Below are 15,199 nucleotides of genomic sequence, written 5' to 3' on the forward strand. Positions count from 1 at the left end.
CCCCCTCGCGCACAACGTGAAGATACTCACTGGCGAGCTCGGACCCTCACGGACGAACATGGAGCCCATGAGTGACCAACCTGCACGATGGAGCCGGGCAACCGTTTACCCCGACATGTGGGTTGGCCCGGACGACGACCCCCGCAACAGCGAAGGAGTCAGTCCGGACGGCGAGCTTGCCACACTGGAGGACTTCCTGACGAACTACCGCATCACCTTGCGGATGAAGTGCGAAGGTCTGGATGCGGAGCAGTTGTCCCGCCGATCGGTTCCGCCGTCGTCGATGTCGCTGCTCGGCCTGCTGCGGCACCTCGCCGAGACGGAACGGGACTGGCGTAACTGGATCAGCGATGCGGAACCACTGCCGAAGCTGTACGACGAGCACGACGGGGACTTCGACGGGGCTGTCGCCGAGCAGACGGAGGTCGACGCCGCGTATGCCGCACTGGCCCGCGAGCAGGCTGCGACCGATGCCGCACTGGCCGAGCATCCGGATCTGAGTGAGCGCCTGGGGAAGGACGGCATCGCAGTTCGGGAGCTGTTGGTGCACAGGATCGAGGAGTACGCCCGTCACTGCGGGCACGCCGACCTGTTGCGCGAGCGCATCGACGGACGGGTTGGCCAGTGACGCTGCAGGGAGTTTCCGGTTTTCCCTCCGAGGAACACCCGCGTGGACGACGGTCTGGATATTGATGCCGATCGACGGCTAGCACGCCATGAGTGCGAGCGCCGACTGGGCTGCCTCGATGGCCCCGTTCCGCGAAGGAGATGCGAGGAAGGCATTGTCGGGGCTCTCGGCGCCGACCATGCTGTCGCCACGGCCATTGCCGCGGAGTGGCTCGTGAAACGGAGCAGCCGCGGATAATCAATTGCGCGGGAAGCAACCGCTACACTCGACCCACCGAAGAGCCAGGGAACGCTAAATCATCTCTGCCAGCATGGAAATTTCCCATGACGCGCAATCCCTTGTCGTGCATTCGCATACTCCCCGGAGGTTCCGTGCGTAGTCGTCGCATCCTTCAGCTCGTCGCAGTTCCGCTGTTGGCCGTCCTGTTCTCGTTGGGGGCAGCTTCTGCCGCATCTGCCGACGCCGGCACCAACCAGGACACGGGAGACGAAACAAACCTCGGCGCCCTCGTCGGCCTACGCATCTAACCAGCCGTTTCACCATGAGGCGCGAAGGTGGCGACACTCGTCAAAGTCGAAGCCACAGTCGACGAACGGCCGGCCCGGAGCATCCGTACCGGTGAATGCGCATTCCGTCACGCCACTCAACCACCCGCAATACAGGCCGACTTGGCAGTAAATGGGAATTCGGTTCTGTTGTCATCTTGGTGGGGGATAATCGGTAGGTGACTGGATCAAGACATGGGTCTCTGTCGTTGGAGGAGATCGAGGGCGACCGCCTGCCGGACCCGCCTGCCGGCGCCACTCGGCTCACGGCCACGGTGCATGCCGTGCGGCGCAGACCGGTGAGCGCGCTCGGGCCCGAGGACCTCCGGTTGCTGATCCGGCAGAACATCGGCCTGCCCCACCTGCTGCCTCGCGCCGTCGACGTGCTCCGTGCCGATCCGCTGGCCGAAGGCGACCTGTACGAAGGCGACCTGCTCTCGACCGTCCTGACCAGAGACCGCGCAGCGTGGGCCGGGGCACCGCAAGCCGCTCGTGCCCTTCGTCTGTTCGTCGCTGCCATGGACGACGTCCCTCCAGACCTGCAGGGCGAAGTCGATGACTTTCTCGCGCTGTCCGCCAGGCTCGCCAGGCTCTGAGCGAGGAGCGAGGAGCGAGGAGCGAGGGTGCAGAGTGCGGAGTGCGGAGCGGGGCTGGCAGTACCCGACGGTATGCGGCCGCATGCGGTGGCACTCCCGGTGGGCGAAGAGCCACGACAGGATTCCCACGAGATTTTCCGGGCGGCCTGTCGATTCTCCGTCCGGCCGTTCGTCATCCCTGCGCAACCATCCGACGCACGAGGAGCACACCGTGAAGTACCTGTTGCTGATCAACACCCTGTCACCCGACTCCACCGAGGAGCGACCGGCCGAGGGACCGACCGTGGAGGATTTCATGGCGTTCGACAAGGCGGTCTCCGACGCCGGCGTCAAGCTGGACGGCAACGCCCTGGACATCACGACCGCGACCACCGTGCACGTCCGCGTGAACGGTGAGCGCGTGGTGACGGACGGGCCGTTCGCCGAGACCCGGGAGATCGTCGGCGGCTACTACCTGATCGATGTTCCCGACCTCGACGCGGCGCTCGACTGGGCGGCCCGGTGCCCGGGGGCCCGGTTCGGCACCGTCGAGGTCCGCACGGTCTGGGAGCCGGTCCAGCCGTGAACGAGCAGCGAGCGGCCCGCTCCGTGGAGGCGGTGTTCCGCGAAGACCGGGGCCGGCTGCTCGCCCTCCTCGCCGCCCGGTTCGGGGATCTCGACCTGGCCGAGGAGACCACCTCCGAGGCGATCGAGGCCGCGCTGCAGCGGTGGCCGCTCGACGGGGTACCGGACAAGCCACTGGCCTGGCTGCTCACCACGGCACGCCGCAAGGCCATCGACCGGATCCGGCGCGACCGCGCGTACGCGGAGCGGCTGGCGATACTGCAGGTGGAGAGCGACCGGGCGGCCCCCGTGGTCCCCGCTGAGGCCGGCTTCGACGACATCCCCGACGAGCGGCTGCAGCTCTTCTTCACCTGCTGTCACCCGGCGCTCTCCGCGGAGGCACAGACCGCGCTGACGTTGCGGTTCCTGGCTGGCCTGACCACACCCGAGGTCGCCCGGGCGTTTCTGGTGCCCACCGCGACGATGGCCCAGCGCATCGTGCGCGCGAAACGCAAGATCCGCAGTGCCCGCATCCCGTTCCGCGTCCCGGGGCCGGACGAACTGCCCGCGCGGCTGCCCGGCGTGCTCCGGGTCGTCTACCTCGTCTTCACCGAGGGGTACGCGGCCAGCTCCGGCACCGACCTGCTGCGCCCCGACCTGGCCGACGAGGCCATCCGGCTCGCCCGGATCCTGCACCGGCTGCTCCCCCGGGAACGCGAGGTGACCGGGCTGCTCGCGCTGCTCCTGCTCACCGACGCCCGGCGCGCGGCCAGGACCGACGCGGCCGGGGGCCAGGTGCTGCTCGAAGACCAAGACCGCGCCCTGTGGGACGTCGACCGGATCGCCGAGGGGCAGCGGCTCGTCGTGCCGGCCCTGACCGGCCCCGGCGTCGGACCGTACGCGGTGCAGGCGGCGATCGCGGCGCTGCACGACGAGGCGACGGCCTTCGAGACGACCGACTGGCCGCAGATCGTCGCGCTCTACGACGTGCTGCTGCAGATCGAGCCGTCGCCGCTCGTCGCCCTGAACCGGGCGGTGGCCCTGGCCATGCGCGACGGCCCCGAGGCGGGCCTCGTCGTCCTGGACGAGCTCACCGGGGCCGACGAGCTGCGCGGCTACCACCTGCTTCCCGCGGCACGGGCCGACCTGTTGCGGAGACTGGGCCGCAGCACGGAGGCGGCCGCCGCCTACCGGGCCGCCCTCGACCTCGTCGGCAACGACCCGGAGCGCGCCACGCTCGCCCGCAGACTCCGGGAGCTCACCGATCCGTGACCGGTCCGTGCGGTGGTGGTCGCCGCCTGACCTGCGGGCGACTGCGGCGGCTGCTACCAGGGCACGGGCTGGCCCTGATGGTTGAGGAACTTCAGGCCCGGTTCGCCACTGTGGCGCTCGATCGTGTCCGCGACGCCCGGGATGGACTGGTCGATGGTCAACGGCGCCTGGGGGCCGCCGAGTTCGGTGCGGACATGGCCGGGGCACATGAGCAGCAGCGTGTGTGCGGCGTCGGCGTACCGGACGGCGTAGCTGCGCATCAGCTGGTTCAGGGCGGACTTGCTGGCGCGGTAGACGTCCTGACCGCCCTTGGTGTTCAGGCTGAGGCTGCCTTGGCGCGAGGACATCACGCCGATGGTCCCGGTCGGCGCGACCAGCGAACGGAAGGACTCGACCACGCGCATCGGGCTGAGCGCATTGGTGACCATGACCTCGACGAACATCTCCGTCGGGACCTCGCCGACGGGGATGTCGCCCCGCGCGATGCCGGCGTTGACGAACAGCAGGTCGAGGGTGCGTTCCGCGAGGCGTTCGCGCAGCGCGGCGATCTGCTCCGGCTCCGTCATGTCCAGCGTTTCGACGGTGACGCGACCGTCGGACGCGTCGGCCAGATCGTGGAGGCCGGTGCGCTGATCGCCCCGGACGGTCCCGATGACGTCCCAACCGCGGCGTGCGTACTCGGTGGCCAGGCCGAGCCCGAGGGTCCGGGAGGCCCCGACGATGAGGGCGGTCCCGGCGCTCATGCCTGCACCGCCGGCTTGAGGACCTGCTCGCACCACTCGCGGAAGGTCGTCGGGCTCGCGGTCTGCGGGGTGCGCGGCACCCCGTCGTCGAGGCCGTCGTCCTTGGCCCGCATCATGTCGACGTAGCCCTGTGCCAATGCGTCCTCCATGCCGCGTCCGGCGAGTGCGGTGCGGAATGCGTCGAGCGTCTGCCGTTCGTAGCGGATGGGGCGGCCGAGCACGTCGGACATGGTGCGCGCCAGGTCGTTGGGCGAGAGGTCCTCGGGGCCCGGCACCGGGACCTCGCCCGTCCCGGTCCACGAGCGGTCGAGCAGCAGGCCGGCGGCGGCCGCGGCGATGTCGCGGGTGGCGGCCCTCGGTGCCTTGCGGTCGGCGGCGACGGTCTCGGTGAACACACCGTGGTCGCGGATCGAGGCCACCTGCCACAGCAGGTTGTCGAAGAACGTCGGGTTGGCGAGCGCCCGGTAGGCCACGCCGGTGCCGGCGATGAGGTCGTCCATGGCCAGCGACGCGGTCACGTGCCCGGCGCGGCCGGCGACGGGGGTGCCGCGGCCGAGTGCCGAGACGCCGACGACGTGGCCGACTCCGTGGGTGGTGAACGCCTTCGCGGCGGCGCGGGTGAACCCCGAGTACATGGCTTCCAGGCTCGGTGTCTGTGTGTCCGAAGGAACCAGCCAGAAGACGGCGTCCGCGCCGGCGAAGGCCCGGTCGACGACCTCGGGGTCGTCGTGCGAGCCGGTGACGACGTCGACGTGGGCGCGGACCGCGTCGGGGAGTTTCCCTGGGTCGCGCACGATGACGCGCAGTTCTTCGCCGCGCGTGCGGGTCTCGGTGAGGAGGATCTCCAGGAGCCGGCCGCCGATCTGGCCGGTCGGAGTGGTGATGACGATCATGCATCGAGTCTCGGGGCGGTCATCCGTCGCGTCCAATACCCTTCCCGGCAATTGATACCTTCAGGGTATTGGAAGTCGCTTCTCCGACCTGCGAAAACACCGGATCACGCTTCCTGCTTCCTTACGTCAGCACCACATCAGCACGGTGCCGGGTAAGCGCCAGATCCATCACCTCCACGGCCCGACCCGTCGAGTCCGGAGCGAGGTGCCCGTACGTGTCCGCCGTCTCCTTGATGCTCTTGTGTCCGAGCCGCCTGGACACGTGGCGCCGGGTTCGTTCCGCACCCGGGATGGCGCACTACTCGAGCGATTACGTCTCGGCGACGGCGGTCGGCCAGGTCGTCTACGAGAGCCGCCTGGAGCTCGCCCGCTTGCCGCTCGCCGACTTCGATCCGTCGGTGTGCCGTATCTGCGCCCAGCCCTTGCGTATGGTGACGCGGATCGACGGCAAGGTACGCAGCCACGTTCCGGACTTCCTTCTGGTGATGAGCTCGGGAACGGTGCGCGTCGTCAACGTCAAACCGGCCTCGCGCCTGCAGGACCCAAAGGTCGCGCAGGCCCTGGCCTGGCCGGGAGACTTGATCGAGCGGCACGGCTGGGAGTACGAGACCTGGCCGGACGCCGAGCCGACCCTACTGGAGAAGATCAGGTTCCTCGCCGCCTATCGGCACCCCGGCATCGTGCCCTCCGACGACGTCGAACGGGCCTGGCAAGAGGTCGTCGACGGCGAGGAGTTGGCGCTCGCCGAGAGACGGCCGGCCGGAGACCGAAAGCCCGAAGAAGCCCGTCCGCCGCTGATGGCGCTGTTGTGGGAGGGGCGGTTGACCACGGACCTCTCGGCTCGACCGCTGTCGGGGAGAGTGTGTTCCGCGGAGGCGTGGATCAACCGGTGGACGGAGACGTCGCGGCCCGGCCTGCCGATCGCCTTCGACGGTGAGCAGTTCACCGTCGCGGAGATCGAAGGACGGCGGCTTGTCCTGCGCCAGTCCGCGGTTGCCGGGCCGCCGAAGCTGCGGCAGGTCGACATCTGCGTGCTGCTCGCCCATCCCACCACCCCGCCAGGCCCGTTTCGCCGCCTCGGATCTGGGCGCCGTCATGTCCGGCGGCAGCGAACCGCCGATATAGCCCTCGCCCCAGCGCACCATGCGGTCCAGCGCACGAGCGGAGCACCCGCCGAACAGCAGGGGGACCTGCCGGGTTCCCGACGGCACAGCCGCGTTCGGTCCGTTGCCGACCAGCGCCCCGCCCCAGATCTCTCGGTACGTCGGTCGCCAGGTCGGACTCCAGCCGTGCGCCACGACCGTGCATTTCGTGTCCGGGCACGGTGAACTCGTCCTCGCGCGATCCGACACCGACACCGAGCGTGAGACGGCCGCCGGCGATTCCGTCGATCCCGGCGGTTTCCTTGGCCAGCAGGGCACCCGGCCACGTCGGGGCGAGCAGGACCGCGCTGGGCAGGCCGATCGTGGTGGTCGCTCCCGCCGCGGCCGCGAGCGCGGCGGTGTCGCTCACACCCGGGTATGCGTAGCCCGGTCGTGGCGAGGGTGGCGAACCCCGCTTCATCGGCCCGGGCCGCCCAGCGTCCTGGATAGCCTTCTTCGCGCCCGGCTGCGCGGACTTCGGCATCGAGTCGAGGACATTGGCCGCTTCGTGAACCCAGCACCTCTGCTCACGGTTGGCAGGGAACACCCCGGCCAGCGCCTTCCAGAAGCCCAGGGCGCCGTCGCCGACCGCCAAAACCGGGTCACGCATACCCCGGCGAGCGCAGTCGCGCATCAAATCGGCCCACGACTCGGCGGACTCGCGGTAGCCGTCCTTGAGCGCGACCAGTTCCTTGGAACCGTCGGCGCGAACCCCGATGAGCACCAGGACGCAGGCTTTGGCCTCCTCCAGGCGGACGTTGCGGTGGAAGCCGTCGGCCCACACGTACACGTAGTCGGCCTCCGCTAGGTCGCGGTCCATGAACGCGGTGTGGTCGGCCTGCCACTGCTGGGTGAGCCGGGTGACGGTGGCGGGCGAGAGCCCGGCCGTGCTGCCGAGGAACTGCTCCAGGGCCGGGACGAAATGGGACGGCTCGGGTCACGATCATGAATGCCCTGGTGGAGGCGATCGATACTCACTCGCAAGAGTGCACGGCGACGGAGCCCTCTGCCTGTGGAAAGGAGTCAGGGCTCCGGGTATTGAGTAGGGGTCATCCGGCGCCGTGCACTGCTATTAGGTCTTGAGCATTGCTCTCGATCGTGGGCGCCACCCGACAATCCGGTGGAGCTGGAGATGATCACCGGACTGTCGGGAGGCACATCAGCGGTAGTCGCCGACGGCCGTCAGGTACAAAGCGCAGGCGGTGCTGGTGGCGCTGGCGCCGATCAGGAGGGCTTTGGCAGGGCTGGTGCCACCCCGCCATGCGGTGAAGGCAGCGGCGCAGCCGATGTGCAGGGTCACGGACAGCGCCAGCAGCATCGCCAGCAGCTGGAGTGTGGACATTGAGGTGTCTCCCGTTGTCATGTGGCCCGTTGCGTGGGCCGGTTGGGCCGGACACTGCCTGTCCGAGGGTGTGTCCTGCTGCTGGGTGCCGCATAGTCGGACAGATCTGCTGCCAGGTCGCTCTTGACGGCCCTAGGCTGTCGATGTCCGACGGTGTCCGATCCGGACACCGCATCAGTGGCACGGGGCAGGGATGGGCAAACAGCCGGACATCTTCGAGGACTTGCGGCGTGTGGGCGCGCTCAAGCGCGACCGGCTGGGCGCGCAGCCAGCGGACAACGCCTTGTCCAAAGTGCCGAACCCCAAGCTGTCCCGCGACACGATTGGGGCGTGGCTGCGCGGGGAGCGCTTCCCGACCAGACTGAGCGCGCTTCTGGACATCGTGAAGCAGATCCGGGCCGAGGCCGTCAGGGCGGGAGTCCTTGCTGATCGACTTGATGGTGTTGCGGGCGAGACTGTCGCTGACTTGCTGGCCGAGGACCGCTGGCGCAAGGCGTGGGAGACCGAACACGGCCGCCGGATCCAGGCGGATCGGGAGGCCGTGGAACGGCAGAAGGCGCAAGCTGCACTGGAACACGAGGAGCGCCGTGCGCGTCGGGCTGCGCTGGCGGACCGTCCGCGCCCCGTACGGTCCTGGAGCCCACAACGGCTCGGGGTGCACCGTGCCATTCCCGGGTATTCCCGGGATCGGAGTGACGGGTTCGTCCTGCCCTGGTACGTGCCACGCAGGCATGATGCCGAGTTGCGCACCCATCTGGCTGCTGCCGTGGCCAACGAAGCCGCGCCGACGCTGGTAGTCGTGCGGGGCGAGTCGTGCACCGGAAAGACTCGCACCGCCTTCGAAGCCGTTCGTGCGGTGGTCCCGGACGAATTCGAACTGCTCTTCCCAGCCGATGCCGACGGGCTGCTGGCCGTGCTAGCCGCAGATGCGCTGGATACGCGCACCGTCTTGTGGCTGAACGAGGCCCAGAACTATCTGGACGATCCCGCGGGCGAAGCCGTCGCTGCTGCGCTACTACGCCGACTCGACGACGACGGTCCCCTCATCGTGATCGCTACCTTATGGCCCGCCCACGAAGAAGCTCTCACTGCCGCCCCTGCCCAGGATGGGAAGGATCCTCATTGGCACGCCCGAACGCTCCTCGGTCAGGCCCGCCGCATCGGCGTTCCTCGTTCCTTCGCGGACGGACTGGACGCCGCCAACAACGAAGCGCACCATGATCACTCGCTGGCCGCTGCTCTGGAGGCCGGCGGCGCGGACATGACGCAGACCCTGGCCGCCGGGCCGGACCTGGTCCGCCACTACGAGGACCCTGCAGGCCCACACGGCTGCTACGGCAAGGCCCTGGTCGAGGTAGCAATGGACGCCTACCGCCTGGGCGTTACGGGTCCGCTGCCCCTGTCCTTCCTTGAGGCAGCCGCCCCTGGCTACCTCACCGACAGCGAACGACGCAACGCCGGCGTCGACTGGTTCGCCCATGCACTCGCCTATGCCCAAACGCTTGTCAAACACACCACCAGTTCGCTACAGGACGTCCCCCGGCCGTCGGGGATGGGTTCGCTGTCCGGTGTGGTCCGCCTCGCTGACTACCTCCAACAGCATGGTCGTCACACCCGCCAGGCCCTGTACCCGCCCACCTCTTTCTGGGACGCCGTCCTGGAACACCTCTCCAACACGGACGAACTCCGCCACCTCGCTCATGCCGCCTGCCAGCGGTCCCGGCACAGCACCGCCGCAGCGCTGTACTGCGCTGCCGCCAACGCCGGAAACACCTACGCCCTGCTGGACCTCGCGTCGATGCGGGAGAAGTCCGGGGACCGGGAGGCAGCCGAACGGCTCGTCCACCAGGCAGCCGATGCCGGAAACCCGCGAGCCCTGGAGGTTCTGGCGCGGATGCGGTGGGAGTCCGGGGACCGGGAGGCAGCCGAACGGCTCGCCCACCAGGCAGCCGATGCCGGAAACCCGCGAGCCCTGCGGATGCTAGGGGGGATGCTCGAAGAGATCGGGCAGTGGCAGGGAGCCGCACGGCTCTACCGCGCTGCCGCCGACGCCGGAAACATCGACGCCCTGATGGACCTCGCATGGATGCACAACAGTGTCGGAGACTCGACGGGAGCCGAAGCGCTATATCGCTCCGCCGCCGACGCTGGAAACTCCCAAGGACTGCTGGAACTGGCGCTCATGCGGCAGGAGTCCGGGGACCGGGAGGCAGCCGAACGGCTCGCCCGCCAGGCAGCCGATGCCGGAAACCCGCAAGCCCTACGGATGCTCGCGAGGATGCGAGAAGAGATCGGGGACTGGGCGGGAGTCATACGACTACTCGGTGGCGCCTACGGCCTTGGAGCGCTGGCGGCGACGATGGCTGAGATGCGGGCGAGGTCCGGGGACCTGGAAGAAGCGAAAGTGCTCTACGGCGCCGCCGTCGACGCCGGAAACCTCCAAGCCCTGCGGGACCTCGTGAAGGTGCGGGAGGAGTGCGGGGACCGGGAGGGAGCCGAGCGGCTTGTACATCAGGCAGCCGAGGCCAGTCACACCGAAGCCATGTGGGACCTCGTGAACATGCGGGAGAAGTCTGGAGACCGGGAGGGAATCGAACCGCTGCTCCGTGCCGCCGTCGACGCCGGAAACACCGATGCCTTGCTGAGGCTGGCACGGATGCGGGCGGAGTCCGGGGACCGGGGGGAAGCGGAAGCGCTCTATCGCGCGGCCGTCGACGCCGGAATCCAAGGTGCACTGGAAGAGCTGGTGCGGATACAGCCACCGCGAACGGATGCCTGTGGGCGCTACGGTCTCGAACAAGACGGAACGTGGGCCAAACCATGGCTGTGGCCGGAACCACGCAACACTCCCAGCGATCCATCATGAGACCGTTCCCTAACGCCATGGGCTGTCGGTTCGGCTCCATCCCGCCTCAATCTCACTCTCCGCGACCGCCAATTCCGGCCAACGCTCCTCAACGACCCTGCTGGGCAACCCAGTATCAGCGCTGAATCACCGGCCGTCTGGCACCACGGATCACGCACAGTGATCACCATAGGGGCTCACCAACAAGTCAGCGGCCCCATGTGCTCACGATCCGCCGACGCAGGCAATGCTCACTACACCCGGATTCCGGCGCTCCCACAAGAAACCCTGCTCACGGATTCGCGGACCCAAATCGGCCCCCGCAACCGCGTAGCGGACGCCCTCTTCTCCCCACCCCCTTGGAGTTGCCATGCCCGCTGCTCACGATCGCGTGAAACGTGCGGTCCTGCTGAGCCCCGCTGCCTGGCCGCCAGCCGCCCGGCCGGCCATGACGTGCTTCTGTCCGTCTCCGCCGAGGAGTACGCGTGGGCCGAGCACTGCGACGTTTCCTCGCGCACCGTCGCCAGCCCATGCGGGCGCGTGACCGTCCACCTCGATCGCACGGCCGTGGAGCGCGGACCGCACCTGGTGCTCACGCCCGCACCGACAATCAGGCCCCTGAACGGTGGCGGGCCAACGTGGCAGGCAGCTCGCCCGTGGGGTTCGTCGCCACGCTCCTCGACATCGTCGCGAACAAGATGACCACCGACCCTGACCACGTGATCCACGACATCGGTGACGAGCCCGATGTGTTGGAGCTGGTGGTGGTGCGGAAGGGCACGAGAGCGGTGCTGTCCTGCGGCGGGTGGGGCGCCTGGCGGAGCGGTCGGAGACGAGGGAGGTGATCGCGGCTTGGGTTTCTCCGTAGGTTTCACGGCGTCCGGTGTATCGCTGGAGCGGGCGCCCGTGTTGCGCAGGGCCAGCCGCTGATCGACCGCCGGCTTTTGCACCAACAGCTTGTCGCGGAAGAGCGAGGGGGCCCGCCCGCCTGCCGTGCGGCCTCGCCGTCACGCAGCCGCAGAGGCTCCAAGAGGCTCTCGGCGCCGAAGCCGACGTTGGTGAACCACCCCTCACCGCCGACGTCCACCCGCAGCGACATGTGCGTGGCCGGACGGATCCGGTCCTCTCCCAGGCGAACGCGGGACGCCGCCGCAGTGAAGGTGAAGCCGACAGCGTCCAAGGCGGCGGCACAGAGAAGGATCTGCTCGCGACACGTACCCCCGCGTCGCCGCCGGACCATCGTCGTCTGCAGGGATTCCAGGTCGAGTCGGATGGGTCGGCCCAGGACGACCTCCAGGTCCTCGAAGGTGAGCGAGACGATGTGCGCGGCGTGCAGGGCACGCAGCACCTTCAGCGTCGGCTCGCGTTCCCCCACGTACCCGATCCGTGCCAGATGGGCGTCGAGGTCCAACCGATCCACGCCCCAGACGGAGGCGATCGGCCTGCCCATGTGATCCTCCTCGAACGAACCGCACCACCCGACGCGGCGCCTCGATCCGCAGATCCCGAGAGCGCGCGGCGGGCCGCAACACCCCGGCGGCGCTCGCGCCACAGCCGTCCGGCCAGCCGCCTGACCACCGGCCCCAACGTCCGCTCCCATGCAGCGGCGGCCATGGGAAACCTCGTCCGGCACCGCCCACACGTCGCCCGCCCGATCGAAACCATCCCTTCTGGCGCGCCGCAACTCCGCACGGGCGCACCGGCCGACCCGGCTGTACCAGAGTGCGGACATGGCCCGGCGGGCCTGCGAACCGACGAACTCGCGGCCGTCGATCGGTCCCCCACCGGAGGCCGTCCCTGCCTCACCGAGGGAACACGAACCCCATGCCGGGGCTGTTCGACGCCATGCGGCCTCTGCCCGCCACCGCCGCCCGCGGGACCTGCCCGCCTGGGAGGCGGTGGCCACGAGCCCCTCGCACGAACTTGTCGATCTCCTGTGCCGGACCCCGAGCGAACACGTCGTCAACTCTCTGGGTTCGACGGAAACCGCCGGGATCACCGCCACCAGCCCCACCGATCCGCCCGAACGGGCCGCCCGCAGCATCGGCCGCCCGATGCCCGACGTCGAATTGCGGATGGCACCCGCCACCGGGGCGGATCTCCCCTCGCGGCTCGATGTGCGCAGCCCGTCCGTCTGCCTGGGCACCTTCGACCGTGACACCGGACGCCCCTTGTGGCGCGCGGCCGACACCGACGGCTGGTACGCCACCGGAGACCTGGTGCGCCCGGACGACGAGGACGGCCTGCGCTACGCGGGCCGGGCCTCCGACCGGATCTGCGGAACCACCCAGCTGATGATCCCCGTCCCGGACGTCGAGGGGGAGCTGCGCGCTCGTCGTCCCCGCCGGCGAGCTCGTCCCCGACCTGGCCGAACTGCACATCTGGCTGGCCGAACACGGCATGACCGACTGGTACTGGCCCACCCGCGTCGAGACCGTGCCGCGCCTCCCCCGCAACGAGCTCGGCAAGATCCGCAGGAACGTCCTCCGGGACTGGCTCACCGGCACCCGGCCACTGTCCACCACCGACTCCTGAGACCCGCCCGGAGTCCAACTCGCCCACTCCAGAGTGTGACTGCCTCGCCTACAGGTTCGGGAACGCAGCGACCACCCGGACCGCCGGTCCCGGTACGACTCGGGCATGAGCGATGCAGAGGGGATGGTGAAGAGGCGACGCTCCGTCAGGTGTGGATCAGGGACAGGTGCGCCAGGCCGCGGAAGATCGGCCCGGGACGCCAGCTCGGGTCTTCGTCAGGGTGCGCCAGGGAGAGCCCGGGGAGGCGATCGAGCAGCGAACCGACCGCGATGCGGGCCTCCAGCCGACCCAGCACCGCGCCGAGGCAGTAGTGGGGTCCGTGGCCGAAGGCCAGGAGGTCGGTGTTCCGGCGCCCGATGTCGAAGCGGTGGGGATCGGGGAACTGACGGGGGTCACGGTGGGCGCTCGACAGCATGACCAGGACTTGACTGCCGTCGCCGGGGATCAGGGTGTCGCCGATGCTGAGGTCTTCGGCGGCGAATCGGCGGAGCGCTCCTCCGATCGGTCCTTCATAGCGGAGGGTCTCCTCGAGGGCCATGCCAAGCAGGCTGGAGTTGTCTCGGAGCAAACCCAGTTGCTCGGGGTGGGTGAGCAGGCAGAGGAGGGTGTTGGTGACGAGGTGGATGCTCGTCTGATGGCCGGCGTTGAGCAGGGTGAACGTAGCACCCGTGAGCTCGGTGTCGGTCAGCATGTCCTGCGGCACGGAGAGATCGCGATTGATCTGCAGGAGATGACTGAGGAGGTCATCGCCGGGCCGATCGTGTTTGCTCGCGACGAGCTGACGCAGAAGAGGGGTGATTTCATGGCGCGCGGCATGGGCGTCGTCGAGGCTCGCCGGGTAGGACAGCCGGTCGGCCAGGTACCGGAATCGGTTCTGGTCCAGATCGGAGATACCCAGGATGTCGCAGATGACCGCGATGGTCAGCGGGGCGGCGTAGTCGTCGACCAGGTCGAAGGGTGTACGGGGCGGCAGACGGTCGATGAGTTGGTGGGCGCGCTGCTCGATGAAGGGGGCCAATTCTTGGATGCGTCGGACGGTGAATGCCTGGATGAGAGGTTGTCGTAGGCGTTTGTGGTCAAGGTTGTCGGAGGTGGCGACGGAACGTCCTTGCGGCGGCTGGGTTGTTTGGGTATCGCCGAGGACCAGGGCACGCCATTGCGGGCTGGCGTAGGCCCAGTCCACGCGCAGGGCAGGGCGGGCCATGGCGGCTTTGGCCTCGGGGTAGCCCAGGATCATCCACGTGGGTACGGAGTCGGGTCCGATGACGTAGTGGACGGGGCCTTGTTGGAGCAGTTGGGCGTAGAAGGGATACGGGTCAGCCTGGAATGGGGCGCTGTACGGGCGCAGGTCAAGGGGCGATGTGCGGGTGCCGACAGCGTTTGGAAGCGGGTGGATCACTGGTTTCTCCCTCGGGCTAAGGCAGTCGGGTCGCACAGGCCGGGGTGGCCGGCAGGGTTGCGCCATGAGCCTGCTGCCGACCGCTTCCGCCCTCTGCTCGGTACTGCCGGACAACGGCCCGTCTGCGGGCAGCAGGAATGAACACAGACTGACTGGACGGCAACACCGAGGAACTCACATCAATGCTGCATTCAAGTAAGGGAATTGACCCCATTTGCAGCCTTCCCGTGTGCACTGCGCCGCATCCTCCGCATCCCTCGTGTGAGGTACGTCGACCGATTTCGCCCCCTCCCCAACGACGGCTCATCGCCATGTGCCCATACACCGGCCGCCGGGACGGCACAGGCAGGCTTCTTCACATGATCCGCGGGACATGCCCCGCGAAGGTCGTTCGCCGCTGAAGGCCACTCAAACCTCGGGGCCGGCAGAAGCATCAATATGGGTGCAAGGTGACTGCGGTCTGTTCCGACGAATCGCCGGGAGCCAGATGATGCAAAGCAACGGGCCATTCGGCTCACGGCGAGCACGTCCCACTCACTTGTAGCCGCGATGCGGACAATCGCCTGTGGACCATTTCGCGGTGCCTGCGCCTTCGTGCGGGCATCACGGCCCCTTGACGTCACGGTCGGGAAGACGAGGCTCTCCAACAGGCCCCGACGAACTTCCCTACCGGCTACTCCCTTGAAGAAGGCGTGCAGTCGGCCCTGGAACCACAC

General features: G+C 68.7%; 13 protein-coding genes and 2 pseudogenes. 8 read left to right on the forward strand and 7 right to left on the reverse strand.

Translation table 11 applies throughout. The annotated features are described in order from the left end of the window. Positions 1 to 58: 58 nt before the first annotated feature. The 4 genes from JNO44_RS01210 (at position 59) to JNO44_RS01225 (ending at position 3,584) form a co-directional block, all read left to right on the forward strand. The gene (locus JNO44_RS01210) at positions 59 to 628 is read left to right on the forward strand and encodes a DinB family protein (RefSeq protein WP_205360555.1); all 570 of its coding nucleotides are present in this window, start codon (positions 59 to 61) and stop codon (positions 626 to 628) included. Between the two features lie 754 nt (positions 629 to 1,382). Continuing rightward, positions 1,383 to 1,769 carry a contact-dependent growth inhibition system immunity protein gene (locus JNO44_RS01215; RefSeq protein WP_240167356.1) on the forward strand — a complete coding sequence of 129 codons (387 nt, stop codon included), beginning with the start codon at positions 1,383 to 1,385 and terminating at the stop codon, positions 1,767 to 1,769. Between the two features lie 211 nt (positions 1,770 to 1,980). Continuing rightward, positions 1,981 to 2,334, forward strand: a complete 354-nt coding sequence (locus JNO44_RS01220) for a YciI family protein (RefSeq protein WP_067356824.1) — start codon at positions 1,981 to 1,983, stop codon at positions 2,332 to 2,334. Beyond that, positions 2,331 to 3,584, forward strand: a complete 1,254-nt coding sequence (locus JNO44_RS01225) for an RNA polymerase sigma factor (RefSeq protein WP_240167357.1) — start codon at positions 2,331 to 2,333, stop codon at positions 3,582 to 3,584. Before JNO44_RS01220 ends, JNO44_RS01225 begins: the two co-directional genes overlap by 4 nt. Positions 3,585 to 3,637: 53 nt before the next feature. Here JNO44_RS01225 and JNO44_RS01230 read toward each other — a convergent pair whose 3' ends face one another. Further along, on the reverse strand, positions 3,638 to 4,327 hold the full coding sequence (locus JNO44_RS01230) for an SDR family NAD(P)-dependent oxidoreductase (protein ID WP_205360557.1): 690 nt from the start codon (positions 4,325 to 4,327) through the stop codon (positions 3,638 to 3,640). Further along, a complete protein-coding gene (locus tag JNO44_RS01235; RefSeq protein ID WP_205360559.1) occupies positions 4,324 to 5,220 on the reverse strand; it encodes an NAD(P)H-binding protein in 897 nt (298 codons plus the stop codon). The genes JNO44_RS01230 and JNO44_RS01235 overlap by 4 nt, the downstream gene beginning before the upstream one ends. Positions 5,221 to 5,435: 215 nt before the next feature. On the opposite strand from JNO44_RS01235, the gene JNO44_RS42885 reads away from it, so the two are divergent. Then, positions 5,436 to 6,548, forward strand: a complete 1,113-nt coding sequence (locus JNO44_RS42885) for a TnsA-like heteromeric transposase endonuclease subunit (protein WP_240167358.1) — start codon at positions 5,436 to 5,438, stop codon at positions 6,546 to 6,548. A 13-nt stretch (positions 6,549 to 6,561) separates the two neighbouring features. Here the strand turns inward: JNO44_RS42885 and JNO44_RS44985 are convergent. The 3 genes and pseudogenes from JNO44_RS44985 to JNO44_RS01250 all read right to left on the reverse strand — a co-directional run. Then, a pseudogene (locus JNO44_RS44985) lies at positions 6,562 to 6,783 on the reverse strand (LLM class flavin-dependent oxidoreductase); the annotation flags it as partial. A gap of 18 nt (positions 6,784 to 6,801) precedes the next feature. Further along, a pseudogene (locus tag JNO44_RS01245) lies at positions 6,802 to 7,290 on the reverse strand (transposase); the annotation flags it as partial. A 231-nt stretch (positions 7,291 to 7,521) separates the two neighbouring features. After that, positions 7,522 to 7,704, reverse strand: coding sequence for a hypothetical protein (locus JNO44_RS01250; RefSeq protein WP_205360560.1), 183 nt, complete (start codon positions 7,702 to 7,704; stop codon positions 7,522 to 7,524). A 193-nt stretch (positions 7,705 to 7,897) separates the two neighbouring features. Here JNO44_RS01250 and JNO44_RS01255 point away from each other — a divergent pair, with 193 nt between their 5' ends. Together JNO44_RS01255 and JNO44_RS01260 are read left to right on the forward strand one after the other, a co-directional pair. Further along, positions 7,898 to 10,570 (forward strand): tetratricopeptide repeat protein, encoded by a 2,673-nt coding sequence (locus tag JNO44_RS01255; protein WP_205360562.1) that lies wholly within the window; start codon positions 7,898 to 7,900, stop codon positions 10,568 to 10,570. A 617-nt stretch (positions 10,571 to 11,187) separates the two neighbouring features. Next, positions 11,188 to 11,394, forward strand: a complete 207-nt coding sequence (locus JNO44_RS01260) for a hypothetical protein (RefSeq protein ID WP_205360565.1) — start codon at positions 11,188 to 11,190, stop codon at positions 11,392 to 11,394. A gap of 26 nt (positions 11,395 to 11,420) precedes the next feature. Here the strand turns inward: JNO44_RS01260 and JNO44_RS01265 are convergent, their stop codons facing one another. Further along, positions 11,421 to 11,999: an arylamine N-acetyltransferase family protein gene (locus JNO44_RS01265; RefSeq protein WP_205360567.1), complete on the reverse strand. Its 579-nt coding sequence runs from the start codon at positions 11,997 to 11,999 to the stop codon at positions 11,421 to 11,423. A 950-nt stretch (positions 12,000 to 12,949) separates the two neighbouring features. Between JNO44_RS01265 and JNO44_RS44320 the strand changes: the two genes are divergently transcribed. Further along, positions 12,950 to 13,084 carry a hypothetical protein gene (locus JNO44_RS44320; protein ID WP_275695730.1) on the forward strand — a complete coding sequence of 45 codons (135 nt, stop codon included), beginning with the start codon at positions 12,950 to 12,952 and terminating at the stop codon, positions 13,082 to 13,084. 145 nt (positions 13,085 to 13,229) lie between these two features. Here JNO44_RS44320 and JNO44_RS01270 read toward each other — a convergent pair whose 3' ends face one another. Further along, positions 13,230 to 14,321: a cytochrome P450 gene (locus JNO44_RS01270; protein ID WP_205360569.1), complete on the reverse strand. Its 1,092-nt coding sequence runs from the start codon at positions 14,319 to 14,321 to the stop codon at positions 13,230 to 13,232. Positions 14,322 to 15,199 lie beyond the last annotated feature (878 nt).

It is taken from the genome of Streptomyces noursei (assembly GCF_016917755.1).
Classification (GTDB): Bacteria; Actinomycetota; Actinomycetes; order Streptomycetales; family Streptomycetaceae; genus Streptomyces; species Streptomyces yunnanensis.